Source organism: Bacillus multifaciens (genome assembly GCF_030756675.1).
Classification (GTDB): domain Bacteria; phylum Bacillota; class Bacilli; order Bacillales; family Bacillaceae_G; genus Bacillus_A; species Bacillus_A multifaciens.
Window position 1 is genome coordinate 1 of sequence record NZ_JAVBXD010000050.1, and the last position, 22,425, is coordinate 22,425.

A 22,425-nucleotide genomic window follows, 5' to 3' on the forward strand; every position below is an offset into this window, starting at 1 on the left:
TATTTAAATGTCGGAGGGGTAGCGAAGTGGCTAAACGCGGCGGACTGTAAATCCGCTCCTTCGGGTTCGGCAGTTCGAATCTGCCCCCCTCCACCATTCAATGGGCTATAGCCAAGCGGTAAGGCAACGGACTTTGACTCCGTCATGCGCTGGTTCGAATCCAGCTAGCCCAGCCATTTAAGAGAGCCATTAGCTCAGTTGGTAGAGCATCTGACTTTTAATCAGAGGGTCGAAGGTTCGAGTCCTTCATGGCTCACCATTTTTAAAATGTAATATGCGGGTGTGGCGGAATTGGCAGACGCACCAGACTTAGGATCTGGCGCCTTTGGCGTGGGGGTTCGACTCCCTTCACCCGCACTTTTAATTGAATAAGTCATATATGATTTGCGGAAGTAGTTCAGTGGTAGAATACAACCTTGCCAAGGTTGGGGTCGCGGGTTCGAATCCCGTCTTCCGCTCCAATTTTCAATATGACGCCGGGGTGGCGGAACAGGCAGACGCACAGGACTTAAAATCCTGCGGTGGGTGACCACCGTGCGGGTTCGACCCCCGCCCTCGGCACCATATGCGCTTTATTAACGGGAAGTGGCTCAGCTTGGTAGAGCACCTGGTTTGGGACCAGGGGGTCGCAGGTTCGAATCCTGTCTTCCCGATAGTTTTAAAACAATGGGGCCTTAGCTCAGCTGGGAGAGCGCCTGCCTTGCACGCAGGAGGTCAGCGGTTCGATCCCGCTAGGCTCCACCATTAAAGCTTCATATATACGGAGGTATACCCAAGTTCGGCTGAAGGGATCGGTCTTGAAAACCGACAGGCGGCGAGAGTCGCGCGGGGGTTCGAATCCCTCTACCTCCTCCATTTTTTAAAAATAATATAATATCGTCGCGGGGTGGAGCAGTCTGGTAGCTCGTCGGGCTCATAACCCGAAGGTCGCAGGTTCAAATCCTGTCCCCGCAACCAATGGTCCCGTGGTGTAGTGGTTAACATGCCTGCCTGTCACGCAGGAGATCGCCGGTTCGACCCCGGTCGGGACCGCCATTTACATAAAGGCTCGGTAGCTCAGTCGGTAGAGCAGAGGACTGAAAATCCTCGTGTCGGCGGTTCGATTCCGTCCCGAGCCACCATTTTTTTTTTTGTAAATAAGAAATAAAAAATGCAAGTTTTATACATTATAATGCCGGCTTAGCTCAATTGGTAGAGCAACTGACTTGTAATCAGTAGGTTGGGGGTTCAAGTCCTCTAGCCGGCACCACTTAGGGGCATAGTTTAAAGGTAGAACAGAGGTCTCCAAAACCTCCAGTGTGGGTTCGATTCCTACTGCCCCTGTAAGAAATATGGGCCTATAGCTCAGCTGGTTAGAGCGCACGCCTGATAAGCGTGAGGTCGATGGTTCGAGTCCATTTAGGCCCACCATATTCCGCAGTAGCTCAGTGGTAGAGCTATCGGCTGTTAACCGATCGGTCGTAGGTTCGAGTCCTACCTGCGGAGCCATGGCCCGTTGGTCAAGTGGTTAAGACACCGCCCTTTCACGGCGGTAACACGGGTTCGAATCCCGTACGGGTCATTAAAAAGAGTCAGCACCATGCTGACTCTTTTTATTTGAAGAAAAATAATATTATACATTATGCCTTCCATATATTATATTTGTTATAACAAATATAATTACTTCTTTGATTCATGATCTCCTAATCCATGTGTTTATTCGGATACTTTTGATTAGTTAAATCAAAAGCATCGAAATAAAGAAACTCTACTGATGGTTGTTTCACGTTATTATAACAATAAATATATCTTTACCATATTATAAAATGTTTTGTCTTTTATTATAAATAATGAAGGATTTTGTATGATTTTGTGTAATTAGGAAAGAATATAGTACAATATATTTTTACCAATTGATTATTTTCGTTATACTTAGAATAGATTCTTGTACACCGGAATGTTGCATGAATAGTTTATGGTATAAGGTATCTTTTATACTAACCTCATCCTACTTATTACTCTGTATCTTTACAATCTGTTTCTTAATTAAGAACGATATAGCGTATATTTTCTCTCCGCAATTTAAAATCGGCCATTGCAGCTGTGAATATCCAATTTATTTTATGTTTTGTTAGGGGATTCTAGACAATGATGTTTAGATTATAATCGTTCTCTACATTTGGTAAAGTAATATTCTTTATTTCTAATGATAGTCGGTATCTCGTTTTTCTTTAATGAACTGGCGAATCGAAATGAAGAGGGTTGGAAATGCTAAGGTGTGTAAAGGAGGGTAATATATTTATGACAACTGTTCGAGAATTGATGAGCACAAATATTGTACAGTGTACACCACTAGATAATGTATATGAAGCAGCGGTAAAAATGAAAGAAGAAGATATAGGAATGATCCCTGTTGTAGAGAATAATCAAGTTATTGGTCTTGTTACAGACCGTGATTTGGTTGTGCGAGGAATTGCAGAAAAACATCCGGGTTCCAATCAAATTACAAATGTTATGACAACACAAATTATTTCTGTGTCACCTAATGATGCTATTGAAAAAGCGACAGAGTTAATGGCACATTACCAAATAAGAAGATTGCCAGTAGTTGAACATGGACAATTTGTTGGGATGCTATCACTTGGTGATTTAGCAACAACTAAATATGCAGATGATCAAGCAGGCGTTGCCTTAAGTGAAATATCAGAGCAGACGGACTAAAGAAAGAGATACTTTTATTTTTGTTTGCTTTAGAAAGCAAAGCTGTAGTGAAGGATAAGCTGTTAACATACGCTCCATTAGTTTCATTCATAATCTGTGGGGGGAAGAAAACCCCCACTGATGGAAGTTTCACTTTATACATAAATACAACTTGAAAAATCAACATAAAAACCACTTTTTTTAGATGCTTGAGAGCGTCTGGCCATGCTTGGAGCAATCAGGGCCCTTTCCTGCCACAGGCAATGTGAAAACAAAGGGAGGTGCATATCACTTTTTGTTTACATAACAGCAGCTTAGATGTTAAAAGATTAAAGTGGATATCTATATTTTATGTGAATTACTTTTGAAATTTTTATTAACAACTATTAACATATGAAAAACATGATATACTTATGAATATAAGTATTATATGTTTCTTTGAATATATTGATATTAATATCAATAATTAGTTTAATAGCATTCAAATATTTTATCATACATATAGAAAATGGGGGGGAATTATATGACGATTATGCAATCTGAACCGAATTGGAACTTGGTTACCGATACGTATAGAGAGCCGGAAAATTTTGCAGATTTACTCTCTTTGCTTATACCGGAGTATCCAAAAGGGGAAGGAAAAGAACGAACTATTCTGGCTTGGAAAGAAAAAGAATTTTATAAGAAAGAAAATTTAATTCCTTTTATTTTATATGGAATGAAAAAATTACATAATTTGCCAAAATTTCACAAAGATGAAATGCCAACTTTAGTTCGAATTATTCGTTTATGTCAAGAAGTAGGATGGTATCAACAGGCTTATACTTTTATGGTTGCTGAGGGATTAGAGGAATTTGTACAAACATCGCTTGAGTACGAATCATGGGATGTATTTACACAAGTAGTCGCTTGGAATTATTTAATTATAAAACAAAAGGTTACGGAATTAGAAAGTAATGATGATTTTATTTGGGAAAGAATTAAGTTTAATGTAGAGTGTATTGAAAAGTATAAGGCACTTTTGTCTCATAAAGAAATGATGGAGTTTATGTTTCTGTTTCTTTGTAAGCAAGCAAAGGCATTATCAAAAGAGCAGTTAGATGAAAATTTAATGAAGCTTGCAAAATATTGTAATACATATATTTGTGATGTATACACGCTAGATTTATTAAAAAAATATCGAAAATGTACAGATTTCTTAACATATTATGAACCGAGCCGTGCTGTTGTAGCATGTCAGCGTGCAGTGATTGCACAAATATCTGATCATCTGAATCCGTTAAAGACAACTCATGTTGATGATTATTTGTCTGTTATAAAAGAGATGATGGAACATATGTCATTTGAGTTTATAACAAAATATGAGCACTTTATTGGGAAATTATTATCGTACATTCCATTTTTTGAAATGATTCAAGTTCCACAGCAAATGTATTATTGTGAAGAACTTATGCATATATGTAAAGGAATCGGTTATAAAGAGGAACTACTACGCAATTATATATTTATACAATTACCAAATTGTTTCCCTTCCTTTATCAAGCAATTTTTAAAAAATAAGCGCTATGCTTCAATACATGATATTTTATTTTATTGGTGCAGTGATGAACAACGTATGAATTTAGAACATAAATATAATTTAAGTTTTATTTATGAGCAGTATGCATGCGGATAAATGAGAAAAGTAGTTTTAATTTATATAGAACGTAAAAAAGGATTCCACACGATGTGGAATCCTTTTTTAATAGTAAAGAGAAAGAAAAATGATTGTAAAAGAAATCATGCCGTACAAAAGAAATTGACTATTTGTATTATCTTTAATGCCGAAAAAATGATTCATTCTTTCATACGAGTCTAGAAAAGATTTTATCAGACTGGTTGTAAAGAATCGTTGCACTATTTTCCCACTTCCCATGTTTCTTGTTGTTGTTGCTGTTGCTGTTTCCAATATTCTGGAACATATATATACTGAGACACGATAAGAAGAATAGCCATAAAAAATACTGGAAACAGTGCCGAGACATGTAAGCCATTAAAATTAATATTTGTTATTAAAGAACTGATAATGAATAGTACAGTATATATGTGTGAAATATGTCGCTTCAGTCGAATTTTGAATATTTCCATAAGCACTTCAAAAGCAATGAATGTAATAATAATGCTTAAAAATACAATGTTTGTGTTGTAAATTAATAAGCAACAAATTAAACCGAAAAACGCTAAATACTCAATCAGTAATGGAATATTACGTATCATTATGCGTTACCTAACTAAGAAAGGAAGTGGATTTACAGCATTTGTTTTTTCAAAATTCCATTCCCCGTTATGCAATTCAAAATGTAAGTGTTGTCCAAATGAATGCCCTGTATTTCCCATATAGCCGAGCAATTGGCCTGTTTGTACTGTATCTCCTGCTTTGACAGCACGGCTTTTCATGTGGGCATATACAGTTGTGTATAAGTTCCCGTTTATACGATGAGCAACAAATACAACGTTCCCATAGCTTGTAGAATAATAGGATTTCACAACAGTCCCAGATGCGGCAGCTTGGATTGGAACATTTCCTGTTGCTGCAATATCTACACCATAGTGCATTTCTCCCCAGCGTACATCAAATTCTGAGCTGATTTTTCCTTGAGCAGGATATTTAAATACAGCTGGAATAGATGGTGTAGCTTGTTGTTTTGGTTGCTGTTGTCCTTGTACTAAATAGTGCTGTGCGACATAGCCATATCCTGATCCGTAGCGAATTTTATACCATGTTCCCACACTTTCAACGACTTGTACTTGTGTTCCGTTTGTTAAAGAACCGATAATAGCTGTATTTGTTCCTGCTCCGCTACGTACTTTTAATGTTGGAGTGGCAACATAATAAGAACTTCCGCCTTGTACAGTAATTCCTTTTACTAATGGCTGATCGGTGTTAGATAAAAACTCTTTCTTTACATAGCCGCTTGTTCCATTATGTATAACTTTATACCATCCATCTTGTTCTTCTTGAACAGTAACAAATTTCCCATTTGGTAATACAGTAATAATGTCAGATTGTGCATTTGGTTCAGAGCGAACGTTTAATGCATCTGCATTTACGATATATTGATTCGTTTGTGGTTTTGTTAAAGAAATGGCTTCTTTTTTGACATAGCCAGTTTTATTGTGAGTGTGAACTTTGTACCATTCATTTGTTGTTTCAAGAATGGTAACGGGAGTGTCACGTGTAATGTGATCAATAACAGAGTTTGTTCCATTCGGGCTATTGTACATTTGTAATGTTTCCATTTTGACATAGCCAATCTTTGCTTTTGCTGTTTGCTCTGCTGCTACAGTATGTACATTAGAGTCTGCTATAGAGGGAAGCATAGCGGCAACTGCTACAGTAGTTGCTGTTAGTGTAGCGACTTTTAAATTCATATATTGATAGACCTCCTTAAGTGATGAATTGGTATAATCTAAATTATAATATGAAGATATTAAGTTTGTAACATATTTATAGACAAAAAATAAACGAAAACTTTTTCTCTATGTGTAAGTTAAAAAATTTTTTCTTTTTAGGGTAGTGAGTTTGGCCGCGCATAGAAATGGGCAAGGCCTTTTCTACCACATGCAAGGTTTAAATAAAAAGGAGAAAACAAGTAGCGGTCATGATGTATTTTGCATAGCAGCGACTTAAATGTCGAAAAGTGAAAATGGGTATATAATAAAAGGATAGCAGATTTATAGCTATTATGGAAAGACCGAGAAGAAATTCGATTTTTTCTGAACTTACAGATAGGTAGAAGGAGAAATGAAAAGAGTTGCGGGTGAGATAGTGTGATGGTATACTGACTATGTTAAATGAATATACTGCTAGGGGAGCTAGTGTTGCTAGCTGAGAGTAGGACCTATAGTCTTTGACCCTTGAAACCTGATCTAGATGATGCTAGCGTAGGGAAGCAATTTGGACGATATAAATAACGTCCCCGTTTCTTTATGCATAGAAATGGGGATTTTTTTATTGATAATTTTATAGAACACCACTAGGGGTGCTTAAAAGCTGAGAGAGGTAAAAAAACCTTAACCCTTATAACCTGATCTAGGTGATGCTAGCGTAGGGAAGTGGAAACAACAAATGAGTTTTTCTTTTGTTTGCTGTGGCCACTTCTTATATAGAAGTGGCTTTTTTATTTGGAAACATATATAGGAAGGGGAAGCGGAGATGACATTTTGTGAAAGACTATTTGAAAAGGTGCAACCTGTTTGGGAGAAGAGTCATAATCATCCATTTGTAACTGGGATGGGAGATGGAACGCTAGAGAAAGATAGATTTCAATATTATATTGTTCAAGATTATTTGTATTTGTTAGATTACGCAAAGTTATATGCAATTGGTGTTGTAAAAGCAACAGATCCAAAAGTGATGGCGAAATTTGCTGAACAAATTGATGGGATTTTAAATGGGGAAATGACAATTCATAAACAATATGCAAAGCGTTTAGGAATTTCTGTTGAAGAGATGGAATCCGCAAAGCCGTCTGCTATGAATCTAGCATATACAAACTATATGATGTCCGTTTCACAAAACGGTACACTAGCTGAGCTAATTGCAGCATTGCTTCCGTGTATGTGGAGTTATTGGGAAATTGGAAAGCGTTTAAATGCAGTTCCATCCGCGCGTGATCATGAATTTTTTGGTGAGTGGATTCAAGGATATAGCTCTGAAGAATATGGGAATCTTTGCGTATGGTTAATTGATTTATGTAATGAAATTGCAAGAGGGAAAACAGAAGAAGAATTAAATCGTTTAGAAGAAATCTTCTTATATTCCAGCCGGTTTGAATACTTATTTTGGGATATGGCATATCGCAAGGAGATGTGGGGTTTTGAAGAGCAAGAACATACTACAATTTCATAACGTTTCTTTCCATTATGATGAGAAACCAATTATAGAGGGGCTTAATGCTGTAGTACAAGAAGGGGAATTGATTAGTATTATCGGGCCAAGTGGCTGCGGGAAAAGTACATTGTTTCGGCTGATTACGGGACTTGAGAAAGAAAATGCAGGAACGATTGAGGTGAAGGGAACAACTCCAGCTGGATATATGCCGCAAAAAGATATGTTACTCCCGTGGCGAACTATTATTGAAAATGCAGCTTTGCCTCTTGAATGTCAAGGAGTGAAGAAAAAAGAAGCACAAATGAAAGCACAAGAGCTGCTGGAGCAGTTTGGACTGCAAGGATATGAAAAGAAACAGCCAAAAGATTTATCAGGCGGAATGCGGCAACGTGTATCGTTTATTCGGACGTTGTTAACAGGAGGCGACCTTTTACTATTAGATGAACCGTTTAGTGCACTTGATGCATTAACGAAGGCATCTCTGCAAGAATGGTTGTTTGAACAATGGAAACATTGGCAAAAAACAATTTTGTTTATTACACATGATGTTGAAGAAGCGCTTTTTCTTTCTAATCGTATTTTTGTCGTAACAGAGCAGCCGATTACATCATTAACAGAGCGGATTGTACCGCTTGGGCAAGAACGATCTCGAAAGGATTTGCATCGCCCAGAAATGCTAGCATTAAAAGATGAACTCATTGGGATGTTGCAAAGACAGGTACTTGTATGAAGCGAATTGTAGATTATGTTCCGGCTATTATTGTAACGGCTATTTTGCTGATTGGTTGGGAAATAGGAGCACGGATTCTCGATGAAATGTACATTTTGCCGTCTCCAAGTGCCATCGTTCAAAAAATATGGGATTTACGGGATATATTGCTTACAGTGCATTTACCAGCAACGCTTTCTGTTACAGTGATCGGTATTGTTATTTCCATTGTATTAGGCGTTGGATTAGCGATGTTGATGAGCATGAGTTCATTTGCCGAAAAGGCATTTTATCCGCTCTTAGTTGCTTCACAGACGATTCCTATTACAGCTTTAGCACCATTATTTGTTTTATGGTTTGGCTATTCGATTTGGAGCAAAGTTGTTGTCACAGTACTTATTACGTTCTTTCCTATTGCAGTGAATACGTATGATGGTCTTCGTAGTACAAAAAAGGAGTGGGAAGAGCTTTTGATTACATATGGTGCAACGAAAAAAGACATTTTTTTAAAATTGAAGTTGCCGTCTGCGCTTCCATACTTTTTCTCTGCTCTAAAGGTGGCTGTACCGTTTAGCGTGATTGGAGCAGCGATTGGAGAGTGGCTTGGGGCACAAGCGGGGCTAGGCTATTTTAGTAAACGAATGATGACACAAATGGATGGTGCCGGTGTATTTGCGCCAATTGTTTTATTGTCATTACTCGCTATTTTCTTTGTATTACTCGTTTCGATATTTGAGAAGAAATTGATTAGTTGGAGGAAGCATTCATGAAATTATTAAAGCGCATCTTTGTGTTTACGTTGTTAATTGCGATGATTGCTGGATGTTCTAGTAATTCAGCATCAGAAAAGAAAAAGGGTGAAAAAGAAGTCACTGTCATGCTTGATTGGTATCCAAATGCAGTACATAGCTTTATTTATGCAGCAATTGAAAAGGGCTATTTTAAAGAGGAAGGTGTGAAGGTAAATATTAAATTTCCTTCTAATCCAACTGATCCATTAACGTTAGCAGCAGCAGGGAAAGTAACGGTTGGATTGTATTATCAACCCGATGTTGTGATTGCGAGAGCGAATGAACACATTCCAGTGAAATCTATCGGCGCAGTTGTTCGTTCTCCTTTGAACCATGTTGTATCGCTAAAATCAGCAGGTATTTCTTCTCCAAAGGATTTGGAAGGAAAGACAGTTGGTTATTCAGGAACACCGTTAAGTGAAGAATATGTAAAAACGATGATTAAAGAAGACGGCGGAAATCCAAATAACGTCAAAATAGTTGATGTTGGTTTTGATTTAGTACCGGCTCTCACTACGAAAAAAGTAGATGCCGTTACAGGGGCATATATTAACCATGAAGTTCCAGTCATGCGTCACGAAGGTTACGAGCCAGCATATTTCAACCCAGCGGATTACGGTGTACCGAACTATCATGAACTTGTATTTGTAACTGGCGACAAAACACTAAAACAAGATAAAGAAACATTACAAGCCTTTTTACGCGGGGCGAAAAAAGGTTATGAATTTATGAAGAAAAATCCAGATGAAGCATTAAACATTTTATTAAATCATCAGGAAAAAGAAAATTTCCCGTTGATTCCAGAAGTTGAAAAGGAAAGTATGAAAATTTTATTAGACAAAATGGAAACGAAAGATGAGCCGTTTTTATCCGATACAGCAAGCTCATGGGAAAAACAAAATAAGTGGTTAAAAGAAAAAGGAATGGCAAAAGAAATGGTTCCGGCAAACGAATTGTTTGAAAACATTTTAAAGTAGGCGAATGGAGATGAAGGCTGAGCTTCACGTTATATCAAATGGTCGTATGTCATTTGAAGAGTTAGCAAATATAGCAACTGATATTGAAAGTGAGATAGATTATTTGCACATTCGTGAGCGTGAGAAAAGTACCAAAGAGTTATATGAAGGTGTGGAAAAGCTCTTACATAAGGGGTTTTCTTCTTCTAAACTTGTCATCAACGATCGGATTGATATTGCAATTTTATTCAATATTAGACGTGTACAACTTGGATATCGCAGCGCGGATATAAAGTCTGTGAAAGAAAAATTTTCTTATTTGCATGTTGGTTACTCCGTGCACTCATTTGAAGAAGCTGTATCTGCTTTTCAAAGTGGTGCAGATTCTCTTCTGTATGGGCATTTGTTTCAAACAAACTCTAAAAAGGGAGTTCCGCCAAGAGGATTAGCCGGGATTACGGAAATGGCAAACCGTTTAACAATCCCAATTACCGCTATTGGGGGGGTTACTCCTCATAATACGGCAGAAGTACTCGGTACCGGGGCTACTGGTATCGCAATTATGTCCGGAATTTTAAGTGCAGTAGAACCGAATGAGCAGGCAAAGCTATATAAGGAAACGATACGAAAGTGGGCGAGAAATCATGAAAAAAATATATGATGTTGCCATCGTTGGCGGCGGTGTAATCGGAAGTTCGATTGCACATTCCCTTGCTGAAAGAGGTTATAAAGTTGCTATCATTGAAAAACAAAAGATTGCTTCTGAAGCGTCTAAAGCAGCAGCCGGATTATTAGGTGTACAGGCGGAATGGGATGAATACGATCCGCTGTTTGAATTAGGCAGGAAAAGCCGCGCGATGTTTCCAAAACTTGCAAGTCTATTACGTGATAAAACCGGAATTGATATCGGATATGAAGAAAAAGGAATTTACCGTATTGCTCAAAATGAAGAAGAGAGTGTTCGGCTTCTTCATATTATGAAATGGCAGCAGCAAACAGGAGAAGAGTCCCATTTTATCTCAGGAGAAGAACTACGGAAAAAAGAGCCTTATTTAGCTACTTCGGTTATTGGGGCAGTCTATCACCCAAAAGATGGTCATGTGATTGCCCCGGAGCTGACGAAAGCATTCGCTCACTCTGCTGCGATATCTGGAGCGGATATATATGAAGAAACTGAAGTGTTTGATATTCAAATGAAGGATCATCGTGTAACAGGATTACTTACGACAGAAGGCACGATTTCATGTGAAAATATAGTAATTGCAGGCGGTTCGTGGAGTACAAAACTATTAAATTATTTTCACCGTGAGTGGGGGACATATCCTGTGAAAGGTGAAGTCGTTGCAGTGCGCAGTCGTAAGCCATTATTACAAGCACCTATTTTTCAAGAGCGATTTTATATCGCACCGAAGCGCGGTGGACGTTATGTCATTGGGGCAACAATGAAACCTCATACATATAACAAGGCAGTGCGTCCTGAAAGTATTACTTCTATATTAGAGCGTGCATATAGTATCCTTCCAGCGCTAAAGGAAGCAGAATGGGACGGGGCATGGGCAGGATTACGTCCACAATCAAATCACAGTATGCCGTATATCGGCAGACATGAAGACATTACTGGTTTATATGCTTGTACGGGTCATTATCGAAATGGAATCTTATTAAGTCCAGTATCAGGACAGTACATGGCGGATCTAATAGAAGGAAAGCAAGAGAATCGTTTACTAGATTCGTTGCTTTCTCAATCTATGTAAATCAATTTCATTTTCGACATATAAGTTGCTGTTAGGAAAAAAGGAGACCTGCACTTATGTTCTCCTTTTGTTTTAGCACAGGACGTGGCAGAAAAAGGCCCTGACCGCTACTATGCAAGGCCAGGACCACTCACCCACTCTAAAAGAAAAGGGTTTTAAGTTTGTTATACCTTTAATAAGGAGGATGAAAGCTTGAATTTAAAAGTGAACGGAAGGCAAGTTGATGTGCCAAGTGATATTAAGACAGTGGCTGATTTGCTTATTCATTTAGGATTAGAAACGAAAATTGTTGTTGTAGAATGTAATCAAGATATTTTACAAAAAGAGGATCATCAAGATACATCTGTTTTTGAGGGAGATCAAATTGAAATTGTCACATTCGTAGGAGGCGGTTGATTATGTTAAAAATTGGACCATTTACTTTTCAGTCTAGATTGTTATTAGGAACAGGGAAATTTTCGGATTTTGATGTGCAAAAGAAAGCGATTGAAGTATCAGAAGCAGAAATTTTAACGTTTGCGGTGCGTCGTATGGATATTTTTGATGCAGAGCAGCCTAATTTATTAGAAAAAATTGATGTAACAAAGTATACCCTTCTGCCCAATACAGCAGGGGCAAAAACAGCAGAAGAAGCAGTGCGCATTGCAAAATTAGCGAAAGCATCAGGATTATGCGACATGATTAAAGTTGAGGTGATTGGTGATGATAAAACGTTATTACCTGACCCATTTGAAACGTTAAGAGCGTCAGAAATGCTATTAAAAGAAGGGTTTATCGTTTTGCCATATACGTCTGATGATGTTGTATTAGCACGTAAATTACAAGAATTAGGCGTTCATGCGATTATGCCGGGTGCATCGCCAATCGGCTCTGGTCTTGGCGTTGTAAACCCATTAAATTTAAGTTTTATTATCCAGCAAGCGACTGTTCCCGTTATTGTTGACGCGGGCATTGGTAGTCCGGCTGACGCAGCATTTGCGATGGAATTAGGTGCAGAAGGCGTGTTATTAAATACAGCTGTTTCAGGAGCAAAAGATCCTGTGAAAATGGCAGAAGCAATGAAGCTTAGTATTCAGGCAGGAAGATTAGGTTTTGAAGCAGGACGCATTGCACGTAAGAGCCGCGGGGCCGCAAGTAGCCCATTAGAAGGAATGAGTGTTCTTGAATAGCCGATATTCCCGTCAAGTGTTGTTTTCTCCAATTGGAGAAGAAGGACAGAACAAAATAAGAGAAAAACATGTATTGATTATTGGCGCAGGAGCACTTGGTAGTGCAAATGCAGAGATGCTCGTTCGTGCTGGAATTGGCAAAGTGACGATTGTTGATCGTGATTACATTGATTGGAGTAATTTGCAGCGTCAACAGTTATACTGCGAGGCAGATGTACAAAATCATTTACCAAAAGCAGTGGCAGCTAAGCGGCGCTTACAAGCCATTAATAGTGATGTAGTTGTAGAGGCTTATGTGCAAGATGTAACAGCAGAAGAACTAGAAGAACTTGTTACAGGTGTAAATCTTATCATTGATGCAACGGATAACTTTGAGACACGGTTTATTGTAAATGATATATCGCAAAAGTATTCTGTTCCATGGATTTACGGAGCGTGTGTTGGGAGTTACGGTCTTTCTTATACAATTTTACCAGGGAAGACGCCGTGCCTATCTTGTTTATTGCAGTCGATCCCGCTTGGCGGAGCGACATGTGATACAGCGGGGATTATTTCGCCTGCTGTATCCATTGTCGTCTCACATCAAGTTACGGAAGCATTAAAGATTTTAGTAGAAGATTACGAGGTACTTCGCGCAGGGCTTGTGTCATTTGATGTATGGAAAAATGAATATTCATGCATGAATGTACAAAAGTTGCGAAACAAGCACTGCTTATCGTGCGGAGAAGAAGCCGTTTATCCGTATTTAAGTAAGGAGAATACTTCCAGGGCGGCTGTTTTATGCGGCAGAAATACAGTACAAATTCGTCCGCCGCATAAAGAACAGCTTCATTTGTCTATGTATAAAAATTTGCTGCAAAACCGTGTAACGGATTTAACAGTGAATCCGTATTTATTATCGTTTTCTGTTGAGAATAAACGGTTAGTGGCATTTCAAGATGGCCGTGTACTTGTGCATGGGACAAAGGATATAGCGGAAGCAAAATCGATTTATCATCGTTATTTTGGTTAAAAAGGGTGAGTGAAATGAAAGTGAATAAAGCATTAACGATTGCCGGCTCCGATAGCGGCGGCGGTGCGGGAATTCAAGCAGATTTAAAAACGTTTCAAGAGCTCGGTGTGTACGGAATGACAGCCATTACAGCGATTACGGCCCAAAATACGCTTGGTGTACAAGGGGTGTATCCTGTTCCTGTAGAAGGAATTGAAAAGCAGTTACATTCTATCGGTACGGATTTAACGCCAGATGCAGTGAAACTTGGGATGTTATTTAGTAGTGAGATTATTAAAGTCGTAGCTGAAAATATTAAATCATTTTCATGGAATAATATTGTACTAGACCCTGTTATGATCGCAAAAGGCGGAGCATCGTTATTACAACAAGAAGCTGTTACAGCATTACAAGAACATTTATTGCCGCTTGCAACGGTAATTACGCCAAATGTTCCAGAAGCAGAAGTATTAACAGGAATGAAGATTCATACAATTGAAGACAGTAAAGAAGCTGCGAAAAGATTACATGATTTAGGTGCGAAGTTTGTTGTGATGAAAGGCGGGCATGCAGACTATCAAGGGAATGAAGTAATTGACTTACTGTTTGATGGAAATGAGTTTATGGAGTATAGAAGTAAGCGGATTGCGTCAATCCAAACACATGGAAGCGGTTGTACGTTTGCCGCAGCTGTAACAGCAGGACTCGCGAAAGGTTACGAAATTACCGATGCAGTTCGTGAAGCGAAGAACTTTATCAGCATAGCAATTGAAGATGAGCTGAACATAGGCAGCGGTCACGGACCAACGAATCATTTTGCGTATGGACGTAGAAATGTACGTGTATAAAGTGAAACTTCCATTAGTGGAGAGTTTTTTCATCTCCCACTGATGGAAAGCTCTCACCAATCGGGCTTTTACTGCCCACGAATAGCGGGATAAATATGTATTTTCTTTGAAAAGCCAATTGAAAAAATTGGCTTTTTTTATGTTTACTTTTTCCAAAATTAGGAGTAATATATCAGCCAGAATGTATTTTGTAGAACGCTTAATCCAGAATTTGGAGCGGAGGAACCAATTTTGTGCATTGCCACTTGGGGTGAATCCTTTTTCGAAGGTAGGGCTACTCTCAAAGCCCGAATCCGACAGCTAACTCCGTAAGCGTGTTGAGAGAGGATGGTGCAAGTGAATACATCAATTTATCGATCCGACTAGCATAAGAGAATTTTAATCTATACTGAAAAATTCTTTTATGTGAAGGGGGATCCAGTACATGGATGAGGAAAAAGCTTACACGCTCATTTGTGTAGGAGAAGCTGCGAAAGTAAAGAGTTTGAAAGATTTAGTACCGTTTCAAAGTGAAATGGTCATTTTGGCAGCGAGTGAATATGTGGTAAGTGAAGTGAAAGCATGTGGGTTTCAACAAGCGTATTGTTGCCCGGATGATCCGAGCAAGATTGTGAACATATGTAAAGGAATTAAAAAGGCGATTTTATTAGGAGATGAATTGTCTACAATTAGCTTCTTCGCTGAACGTATTCGCTCTTCTTTTACCGCGCCTATTACAGTTGTCACGCGAAATAAACAATATCCAAAGCACCTCTATGAAACGATTGGCATTAAATTAGTGGTGTTTACCACTTGTGATAATATTTCGTTTTTGACTTTAGAGTAGGGGCGGAGGAATCGGATATGAAAGAAGCGATGAAAGTATTACTGTGCTGTGAATTAGTAAAGCGCTGGGCGGTATCGTTAGAACGAGTACATGAATTAGCAGAACACGATCCATTCTTTCCGAAGCCATATGTGATTCTTCCGTCAGAAGATATCTGTTTATATTTAGAACAAGACATTATCGAATATGAGAAGCAACATGCAGAGTTGGTGCAAGTATATATTCGAGGTCGTAACTTACGGTCTTTTTTGTAATGTTTAGAAGGTTATTTGAAAACCTCTTTTTTTAGGTGAGCGAGAGGTCCTGGCCGTGCATAGAAGCGGTCAGGGCCTTTTTGTGCCACGCGCGAAGTATAAAACAGAGGGAGCAAGCAAAGTAGCGGGTCCTTTTGTTTTCGGTATGGCAGTGATGTGTATGTTGAAAATTTAGGGAGAACGAGAGGTTCTGCCCGTTCATAGAAGCGGTCAGGGCCTTTTTTTGCTACGTGCGATGTTTAAAATAAAGAGAGGAAGCGGGTTATGTTGTATTTGACTCATATGCCTGGAAATTCAATTTGATTTCTAGAGATAATCTTCTTTTTTTATCTGTAAAAGAACGTATACATAATGAAAAAAGGAGAAAATAAAAGAAAAAAGATGATAAAGATGTATTTGTCCTCAATGTAAGCGTTTAAAAGGTCTTATATTTTCATATTTTCGTTATTTTACCTCTTTACAAGTGAAATATAGAGGAGTATATTTACATTCATAAATTGTTCATAAAATTTCCAAAAAACAACCTGATATCGCTGAGTCCAGAAATGGAGCGGGGGAACCAATTTTGTGCATTGTCACTTGGGGTGAATCTTTCATGATGAAAGTAGGGCTACTCTTTAGGCCCGAATCCGACAGCTAACCTCGTAAGCGTTTGGAGAGGAGGTTTACTTTTGTGTTGTTCATTTTCGAACACTGAGTAGATCCTCAGTGTTCTTTTTTATGCTTCGAATGGTAAAATTTTACATTTAGTGAGGGATGAATTATGTTAGATATCGCTATGATAGCAATTTTAATTGTGTTAGTTGGATCGATGATAGGTCTTGCAAGATGGTCGGATAACGTTGTGAAAGAAGGGAAGAAGTAATGAGTATTGCAGTATCAATTATTGTTGCCTTACTTACTGTGTACTTAGTTTATGCGCTATTAAATCCAGAAAAGTTTTAATTAGGGGGAAAGGTTTATTATGATTTGGATTGCTGTTTTGGTCACAATGTTATTATTTGTTCTTGTTGCAAAGCCAACGGGGATTTATTTAGAGAAGGCGTTTCAAGGGAATAGCAAATTGGATAAAGTGTTCGGGCCTTTTGAAAATATTATTTTTAAAATTTCCGGTGTGAAACCTTATAACCAGAGTTGGAAGCAATACGCATTATCATTAGTTGCGCTTAACGGATTTATGATTGTTGTTGTCTATTTTATACTTCGCCTGCAAGGTGTATTGCCATTAAATCCAGCTCATGTTGAGGGGATGGAACCTACACTCGCTTTTAATACAGCAATTAGTTTTATGGCAGATACAAATTTACAGCATTACAGCGGTGAAAATGGTGTATCGTACTTATCACAATTAATTGGAATTACGTTTTTAATGTTTACAGCACCAGCAACAACATTAGCGATTGTAATGGCTTTTATAAGAGGTTTAGCAGGGAAAGAACTTGGAAATTTCTTCGTAGATTTTACACGTGCTTTAACAAGAGTTTTTCTTCCAATTGCATTTATAGCAGCGTTGATCTTCGTTGCGCTTGGTGTACCGCAAACGTTAGAAGGGGCGGTTACAGCTCATACAATTGAAGGTGTGAAACAAAATATATTACGTGGTCCGGTTGCTTCTTTCGTTTCTATTAAGGAATTAGGGAACAACGGCGGAGGATTTTTCGGGGCAAACTCAACGCATCCATTTGAAAACCCAGGTCAAATCAGTAACATTTTACAAATGATGCTTATGATGCTGTTACCAACAGCTCTGCCATTCACATACGGAAGAATGGTAGGGAATAAAAAACAAGGACGCGTTCTTTTCGTTTCTTTATTCATCGTATTTTTAATGGGATTTACAACAATTGTAACGTCAGAGTTACATGGAAACCCAGCGTTAAATGAAATGGGAATGCAGCATACTCAAGGCAGCTTAGAAGGAAAAGAAGTTCGATTTGGAACCGTATTTTCGTCACTATATGCAACAGTAACAACTGCAGCGGAAACAGGTGCTGTTGATACAATGCATGATACGTTGACACCAATCGGTGGACTCGTACCACTTGTAAATATGATGTTAAATACAGTATATGGCGGGGTCGGTGCAGGATTTATCAATATTATTATGTACGCGATTATCGCGGTCTTTATATCGGGATTAATGGTGGGACGTACACCAGAATTTTTAGGGAAGAAGATTGAAGGAAAGGAAATGAAATTAATTGCGGTAACAATACTATTTCATCCTTTACTGATTTTAGGGTTTTCAGCATTAGCTCTTTCGACTCATCTTGGAACAGATGCTATTTCAAACTCCGGTTTTCACGGTTTGACACAAGTTGTATATGAATATACTTCTTCGGCAGCGAATAACGGTTCCGGTTTTGAAGGGTTAGGAGACAATACGGCGTTTTGGAATATTACAACTGGTATCGTGATGTTCTTAGGGCGTTACTTCAGCTTAATTACAATGCTCGCTGTAGCGGCTTCATTAAAAGAGAAAACGGTAGTACCAGAAACAATCGGAACATTCCGAACAGATAACGGTTTATTTGGCGGTATTTTCATAGGAACAATTGTAATTGTAGGCGCATTAACGTTCTTCCCAATGTTAGTGTTAGGACCAATTGCGGAATTTCTTACATTGAAGTAATGGAGGGTACATGATGAAACCTGTAGTGGTAAAAGATAAACAACCGAATCAATCGATTGTATCACCAAAAACGGAAATCGAAAATGAAGTAAGACAAGCAAAAACGATGGATCGTGACATTATTACAAATGCGATAAAAGAAGCTTTTGCGAAATTGAATCCACGAGTAATGGTGAAAAATCCGATTATGTTTGTGGTGGAAATTGGATTTTTCTTAACGCTAATTTTATCATTTCTACCTAATGGATCTAGTAGTATCCCAGGGTGGTTCAATATAACGGTTTCTCTTATTCTCTTATTCACTGTTTTGTTTGCTAATTTTGCAGAAGCATTAGCAGAAGGACGCGGGAAAGCACAAGCTGATTCGTTAAAACAATCGAAAAAAGATGTATTTGCAAATGTCGTAAAAGAAAATGGAAGTGTTGTTAGAGTTTCAGCAACTGAACTGAAAAAGGGTGATGTTGTTCTTGTAAAACAAGGTGAAATGATCCCTAGTGACGGGGAAGTCATTCGCGGTTTAGCATCTGTTGATGAATCAGCAATTACTGGGGAATCTGCACCAGTTATGAAAGAAGCTGGCGGTGATTTTTGCTCCGTTACCGGCGGCACAATGGTTGTTAGTGATGAAATTACAATTCAAATTACGAGTAATCCTGGTGAATCTTTCTTAGATAAAATGATTTCGTTAGTAGAAGGGGCATCTCGTCAAAAAACACCAAATGAAATTGCTCTTAATACGGTATTGATGAGTTTAACACTTATTTTCTTAATCGTTGTTGTGACATTGCCAATCTTTACGAAGTATCTTGGTTTTCAAATTGATACATCTATACTCGTTGCACTTCTTGTTTGTTTAATTCCAACAACAATTGGTGGTTTGTTATCTGCAATTGGGATTGCCGGTATGGACCGTGTAACGAAGTTTAACGTGTTAGCAATGAGTGGTAAAGCAGTGGAAGCAGCTGGTGATATTAACACCATTATTTTAGATAAAACAGGTACAATTACATTCGGTAATCGCATGGCACATACACTTTTACCAGTAGGAAATGAAACAATTGAACAAGTTGCAAAATGGGCTGCGCTTAGCTCTGTGTTAGATGAGACACCAGAAGGACGTTCGGTTATTGAATACGTACAATCTAAAGCATTTCCTTATAACGGTACACTTGCTGAGCAAGGTGAGTTTGTTCCATTTAAAGCTGAGACACGTATGAGCGGTGTTGACTTAGTAGATGGAACAAAAGTACGAAAAGGTGCGGTTGGTGCTGTTATTGAATGGGTACAATCGCAAGGCGGTACAGTTCCGAAAGACTTAAATCAAAAAGCGGATTTAATTGCAAAAGAAGGAGGTACACCGCTTGCAGTTGCAGCTAACGATCGTATTTACGGATTAATTTATTTAAAAGATACTGTAAAACCAGGTATGCGCGAACGATTTGAACAGCTTCGTCAAATGGGGATTAAAACAGTAATGTGTACAGGTGATAACCCGCTTACTGCCGCAACCATTGCGAAAGAAGCTGGTGTAGATGAATTTGTTGCAGAATGTAAACCAGAAGACAAAATTGCAGTTATTAAAGCAGAGCAAGACAAAGGAAAGCTTGTTGCGATGACTGGCGATGGTACAAATGATGCACCAGCTTTAGCGCAGGCCGATGTTGGTCTAGCGATGAATAGTGGTACAGCAGCAGCGAAAGAAGCAGCAAATATGATTGACTTAGATTCAAACCCAACGAAAATTATTGAGGTTGTAGGAATTGGTAAGCAGCTATTAATGACGCGCGGCGCATTAACAACATTTAGTATCGCAAATGATATTGCGAAATACTTTGCAATTATCCCAGCGATGTTTACGTTGGCAATTCCGCAAATGGAAGCTCTGAATATTATGGGATTGCATTCACCGTTGTCAGCGATACTATCAGCGCTTATCTTTAATGCGATTATTATCCCGATGCTTATTCCGCTAGCAATGAAAGGGATTGCTTATAAACCGATGAGTTCGAATGCATTGTTAGGACGTAACCTATTTATTTATGGACTTGGTGGAGTGATTGTTCCGTTCGTCGGTATTAAGCTGATTGACATGTTTGTCGGATTGTTCATTTAAAGAAAAGGGGAAATGAAAATGTTTGAAAAACAAAAGATACTTTCACCTGTCATTCGTGTAACCTTTACATTTCTTGTGATATGCGGGCTCATCTATCCACTTTTAGTTACAGGAGTTGCCCAAGCATTTATGAAAGATAATGCAGATGGAAGCCTTATCTATAATGACAAAAATGAAGTCATTGGTTCGAAATTAATTGGTCAAAATTTTACAGACCCACGTTATTTTCATGGACGTGTCTCTAGTATAGAATATAAAGCAGAAGCATCAGGATCTAATAACTATGCACCATCTAATCCAGATTTAGTAAAACGTGTAGAAGAGAGTGTGGACAATTGGAAGAAGGAGAATACAGTTCCTGTTACGGAAGTTCCGATGGATTTAGTAACGAATTCAGGTTCAGGCTTAGATCCAGACATTAGTCCACAAGCGGCTTACGTACAAGTAGATCGCATCTCTAAAATCACGAATATTCCGAAAGAAAAAATGAATAAGCTGATTGAATCACAAACAGAAGGGCAAGCACTTGGGTTATTTGGGGAAGATCGCGTCAATGTGTTGAAGTTAAATATAGAATTACAAAAAATGATGAAATAAAATAACAATGCTACCTCAATCTAAGGGATTGGGGTAGCATTGTTTGGTAGGATGGGGGAACTTGTAATGTATGCAGATGACTATAAGCCAACGTTTCAAAGGCGAACGCCAGAAGAATATTTAGAATACATTCGTCAACAAAACAGAGGGAAGTTAAAGCTTTATGTCGGAGCAGCTCCTGGAGTTGGGAAAAGTTATAAAATGCTTTTTGATGCAAGAGAGATGCGAAAAGAAGGCATTGATGTTGTAATTGGTCTCATCGAAACGCACGGCCGAAAAGAAACAGAAGAGGCGATTGCTGAGTTAGAAGCTGTTCCGTTACAAGAGATTCCTTACAAAGGGAAAGTGTTTTCGGAACTGAATGTCGAAGCAATTATAAAACGGGCACCACAAGTTGTAATTGTAGATGAGTTAGCCCATACGAATATCCCTGGTTCGAAACATAAAAAACGCTATCAAGATGTGGAAGAATTATTGGATGCGGGCATTGATGTTTTATCTGCATTTAATATTCAACATTTGGAAAGTGTTCACGACATTGTCGAACAAATTACAGGAGTTAAAGTAAGAGAGCGCGTTCCTGATTTCATTTTACAAAAGGCCAATGAAATCCAGCTTGTGGATGTTACGCCAGAAGTACTGCGAAAACGATTAATGGATGGGAAAATATATAAGGAAGAAAAAATTCAGCGGAGCTTAAATCATTTTTTTACATTAAATAATTTAGGAGCGCTCCGCGAATTATCACTTCGAGAAGTTGCAGATGATATGGACGAGAAAATTAGTCAATTTACTGAGGAACCAATCGGAGTGAAAGAAAAAATTCTTGTGTGCGTGCAGTACAGTTCTACGGCAGAAAAGCTCATTCGCCGCGGGTGGCGCATGGCAAACCGTTTAAATGCAGAATTGTATGTATTAAATGTAGAAAGAGAAACGATTGAATCTATATCAGAAGCAAAAAAACAAGTTATTGAAGAATGGAAAGCATTAACGAATCAATTTGATGCAACCTTTTTATTAGAAGAAGCAAAAGGTAGTAAACCAGCGGATGTCATTATTAAAGTGGCAAAAGAACGACAAGTCACCCAAGTTTTGCTTGGACAATCAGCAAGAACGAGATGGGAAGAAATTCGCAAAGGTTCCATTGTAAATGAGATTATGAGACAGACGAAGAACATTGATATTCATATTGTGGCGGATCAAAGAGGATAGGGAAAGAGAATCTCTAAAATG

The 22,425-nt window shown here is 38.4% G+C and carries 22 protein-coding genes, 17 tRNA genes and 4 riboswitches; of the genes, 37 read left to right on the plus strand and 2 right to left on the minus strand.

Going from position 1 to position 22,425, the window contains the following annotated elements:
• The first annotated feature begins 12 nt into the window (after positions 1–12).
• From Q9306_RS21870 to Q9306_RS21960, 19 genes are all read left to right on the plus strand, one after another.
• Positions 13–96 (plus strand) — tRNA-Tyr (locus tag Q9306_RS21870).
• A 5-nt stretch (positions 97–101) separates the two neighbouring features.
• A tRNA-Gln gene (locus tag Q9306_RS21875) sits at positions 102–176 on the plus strand.
• A 7-nt stretch (positions 177–183) separates the two neighbouring features.
• A tRNA-Lys gene (locus tag Q9306_RS21880) sits at positions 184–259 on the plus strand.
• Positions 260–276: 17 nt separating this feature from the next.
• Positions 277–357: transfer RNA gene (locus Q9306_RS21885), tRNA-Leu, on the plus strand.
• Positions 358–386: 29 nt separating this feature from the next.
• Positions 387–461 (plus strand) — tRNA-Gly (locus Q9306_RS21890).
• A gap of 14 nt (positions 462–475) precedes the next feature.
• Positions 476–564: transfer RNA gene (locus Q9306_RS21895), tRNA-Leu, on the plus strand.
• A gap of 15 nt (positions 565–579) precedes the next feature.
• Positions 580–653 (plus strand) — tRNA-Pro (locus Q9306_RS21900).
• A 15-nt stretch (positions 654–668) separates the two neighbouring features.
• A tRNA-Ala gene (locus Q9306_RS21905) sits at positions 669–744 on the plus strand.
• Positions 745–762: 18 nt separating this feature from the next.
• A tRNA-Ser gene (locus Q9306_RS21910) sits at positions 763–855 on the plus strand.
• A 25-nt stretch (positions 856–880) separates the two neighbouring features.
• A tRNA-Met gene (locus tag Q9306_RS21915) sits at positions 881–957 on the plus strand.
• Positions 958–959: 2 nt separating this feature from the next.
• A tRNA-Asp gene (locus Q9306_RS21920) sits at positions 960–1,035 on the plus strand.
• A 10-nt stretch (positions 1,036–1,045) separates the two neighbouring features.
• Positions 1,046–1,121, plus strand: a tRNA-Phe gene (locus Q9306_RS21925).
• A gap of 52 nt (positions 1,122–1,173) precedes the next feature.
• Positions 1,174–1,249: transfer RNA gene (locus tag Q9306_RS21930), tRNA-Thr, on the plus strand.
• Positions 1,250–1,252: 3 nt separating this feature from the next.
• Positions 1,253–1,323, plus strand: a tRNA-Trp gene (locus Q9306_RS21935).
• 10 nt (positions 1,324–1,333) lie between these two features.
• Positions 1,334–1,410: transfer RNA gene (locus tag Q9306_RS21940), tRNA-Ile, on the plus strand.
• A gap of 3 nt (positions 1,411–1,413) precedes the next feature.
• Positions 1,414–1,488 (plus strand) — tRNA-Asn (locus Q9306_RS21945).
• A 1-nt stretch (position 1,489) separates the two neighbouring features.
• Positions 1,490–1,561: transfer RNA gene (locus tag Q9306_RS21950), tRNA-Glu, on the plus strand.
• Between the two features lie 719 nt (positions 1,562–2,280).
• A complete protein-coding gene (locus Q9306_RS21955; protein WP_306202332.1) occupies positions 2,281–2,700 on the plus strand; it encodes a CBS domain-containing protein in 420 nt (139 codons plus the stop codon).
• 502 nt (positions 2,701–3,202) lie between these two features.
• A complete protein-coding gene (locus tag Q9306_RS21960) occupies positions 3,203–4,354 on the plus strand; it encodes a DUF3965 domain-containing protein (RefSeq protein ID WP_306202334.1) in 1,152 nt (383 codons plus the stop codon).
• Between the two features lie 221 nt (positions 4,355–4,575).
• Here Q9306_RS21960 and Q9306_RS21965 read toward each other — a convergent pair whose 3' ends face one another.
• Both Q9306_RS21965 and Q9306_RS21970 read right to left on the minus strand, forming a co-directional pair.
• Positions 4,576–4,935 carry a hypothetical protein gene (locus Q9306_RS21965; RefSeq protein ID WP_306202336.1) on the minus strand — a complete coding sequence of 120 codons (360 nt, stop codon included), beginning with the start codon at positions 4,933–4,935 and terminating at the stop codon, positions 4,576–4,578.
• Positions 4,936–4,941: 6 nt separating this feature from the next.
• A complete protein-coding gene (locus Q9306_RS21970; protein ID WP_306202338.1) occupies positions 4,942–6,090 on the minus strand; it encodes an SH3 domain-containing protein in 1,149 nt (382 codons plus the stop codon).
• A gap of 427 nt (positions 6,091–6,517) precedes the next feature.
• Positions 6,518–6,627: riboswitch (TPP riboswitch) on the plus strand.
• A gap of 60 nt (positions 6,628–6,687) precedes the next feature.
• Positions 6,688–6,790: riboswitch (TPP riboswitch) on the plus strand.
• Between the two features lie 84 nt (positions 6,791–6,874).
• Here Q9306_RS21970 and tenA point away from each other — a divergent pair.
• From tenA to kdpDN, 18 genes are all read left to right on the plus strand, one after another.
• A complete protein-coding gene (gene tenA, locus Q9306_RS21975) occupies positions 6,875–7,570 on the plus strand; it encodes a thiaminase II (RefSeq protein ID WP_306202340.1) in 696 nt (231 codons plus the stop codon).
• Positions 7,539–8,282 carry an ABC transporter ATP-binding protein gene (locus tag Q9306_RS21980; protein ID WP_306202342.1) on the plus strand — a complete coding sequence of 248 codons (744 nt, stop codon included), beginning with the start codon at positions 7,539–7,541 and terminating at the stop codon, positions 8,280–8,282. The genes tenA and Q9306_RS21980 overlap by 32 nt, the downstream gene beginning before the upstream one ends.
• On the plus strand, positions 8,279–9,031 hold the full coding sequence (locus Q9306_RS21985) for an ABC transporter permease (RefSeq protein ID WP_306202344.1): 753 nt from the start codon (positions 8,279–8,281) through the stop codon (positions 9,029–9,031). The genes Q9306_RS21980 and Q9306_RS21985 overlap by 4 nt, the downstream gene beginning before the upstream one ends.
• Entirely contained in the window at positions 9,028–10,029 is a 1,002-nt protein-coding gene (locus Q9306_RS21990; protein ID WP_306202346.1) for an ABC transporter substrate-binding protein, read from the plus strand. Before Q9306_RS21985 ends, Q9306_RS21990 begins: the two co-directional genes overlap by 4 nt.
• A gap of 10 nt (positions 10,030–10,039) precedes the next feature.
• Complete coding sequence (gene tenI, locus Q9306_RS21995) at positions 10,040–10,669, plus strand: thiazole tautomerase TenI (protein ID WP_306202348.1); 630 nt, start codon at positions 10,040–10,042, stop codon at positions 10,667–10,669.
• Positions 10,653–11,762 (plus strand): glycine oxidase ThiO, encoded by a 1,110-nt coding sequence (gene thiO, locus Q9306_RS22000; protein ID WP_306202349.1) that lies wholly within the window; start codon positions 10,653–10,655, stop codon positions 11,760–11,762. Before tenI ends, thiO begins: the two co-directional genes overlap by 17 nt.
• Before the next feature lie 192 nt (positions 11,763–11,954).
• A complete protein-coding gene (gene thiS / locus Q9306_RS22005; protein WP_306202351.1) occupies positions 11,955–12,158 on the plus strand; it encodes a sulfur carrier protein ThiS in 204 nt (67 codons plus the stop codon).
• A 2-nt stretch (positions 12,159–12,160) separates the two neighbouring features.
• Positions 12,161–12,931, plus strand: a complete 771-nt coding sequence (locus tag Q9306_RS22010) for a thiazole synthase (RefSeq protein ID WP_306202353.1) — start codon at positions 12,161–12,163, stop codon at positions 12,929–12,931.
• Entirely contained in the window at positions 12,924–13,943 is a 1,020-nt protein-coding gene (locus Q9306_RS22015; RefSeq protein WP_306202355.1) for a thiazole biosynthesis adenylyltransferase ThiF, read from the plus strand. Before Q9306_RS22010 ends, Q9306_RS22015 begins: the two co-directional genes overlap by 8 nt.
• A 14-nt stretch (positions 13,944–13,957) precedes the next feature.
• The gene (gene thiD, locus Q9306_RS22020; protein ID WP_306202357.1) at positions 13,958–14,770 is read left to right on the plus strand and encodes a bifunctional hydroxymethylpyrimidine kinase/phosphomethylpyrimidine kinase; all 813 of its coding nucleotides are present in this window, start codon (positions 13,958–13,960) and stop codon (positions 14,768–14,770) included.
• 186 nt (positions 14,771–14,956) lie between these two features.
• Positions 14,957–15,101, plus strand: a riboswitch (cyclic di-AMP (ydaO/yuaA leader).
• A 93-nt stretch (positions 15,102–15,194) separates the two neighbouring features.
• Positions 15,195–15,596, plus strand: a complete 402-nt coding sequence (locus tag Q9306_RS22025) for a hypothetical protein (RefSeq protein WP_306202359.1) — start codon at positions 15,195–15,197, stop codon at positions 15,594–15,596.
• A 17-nt stretch (positions 15,597–15,613) separates the two neighbouring features.
• Positions 15,614–15,850, plus strand: coding sequence for a hypothetical protein (locus tag Q9306_RS22030; protein ID WP_306202361.1), 237 nt, complete (start codon positions 15,614–15,616; stop codon positions 15,848–15,850).
• Between the two features lie 521 nt (positions 15,851–16,371).
• A riboswitch (cyclic di-AMP (ydaO/yuaA leader) is annotated at positions 16,372–16,515 on the plus strand.
• Between the two features lie 98 nt (positions 16,516–16,613).
• Entirely contained in the window at positions 16,614–16,715 is a 102-nt protein-coding gene (locus Q9306_RS22035) for a signal peptide protein (RefSeq protein ID WP_306202363.1), read from the plus strand.
• Positions 16,715–16,795, plus strand: a complete 81-nt coding sequence (gene kdpF / locus Q9306_RS22040; protein ID WP_306202383.1) for a K(+)-transporting ATPase subunit F — start codon at positions 16,715–16,717, stop codon at positions 16,793–16,795. Before Q9306_RS22035 ends, kdpF begins: the two co-directional genes overlap by 1 nt.
• A gap of 19 nt (positions 16,796–16,814) precedes the next feature.
• On the plus strand, positions 16,815–18,482 hold the full coding sequence (gene kdpA / locus Q9306_RS22045; RefSeq protein ID WP_306202365.1) for a potassium-transporting ATPase subunit KdpA: 1,668 nt from the start codon (positions 16,815–16,817) through the stop codon (positions 18,480–18,482).
• Between the two features lie 13 nt (positions 18,483–18,495).
• Entirely contained in the window at positions 18,496–20,595 is a 2,100-nt protein-coding gene (gene kdpB / locus Q9306_RS22050; protein WP_306202366.1) for a potassium-transporting ATPase subunit KdpB, read from the plus strand.
• Between the two features lie 18 nt (positions 20,596–20,613).
• A complete protein-coding gene (gene kdpC, locus Q9306_RS22055) occupies positions 20,614–21,192 on the plus strand; it encodes a K(+)-transporting ATPase subunit C (protein WP_306202368.1) in 579 nt (192 codons plus the stop codon).
• A gap of 66 nt (positions 21,193–21,258) precedes the next feature.
• A complete protein-coding gene (kdpDN, locus tag Q9306_RS22060) occupies positions 21,259–22,404 on the plus strand; it encodes a KdpD-like non-kinase potassium sensor (RefSeq protein ID WP_306202370.1) in 1,146 nt (381 codons plus the stop codon).
• Positions 22,405–22,425 lie beyond the last annotated feature (21 nt).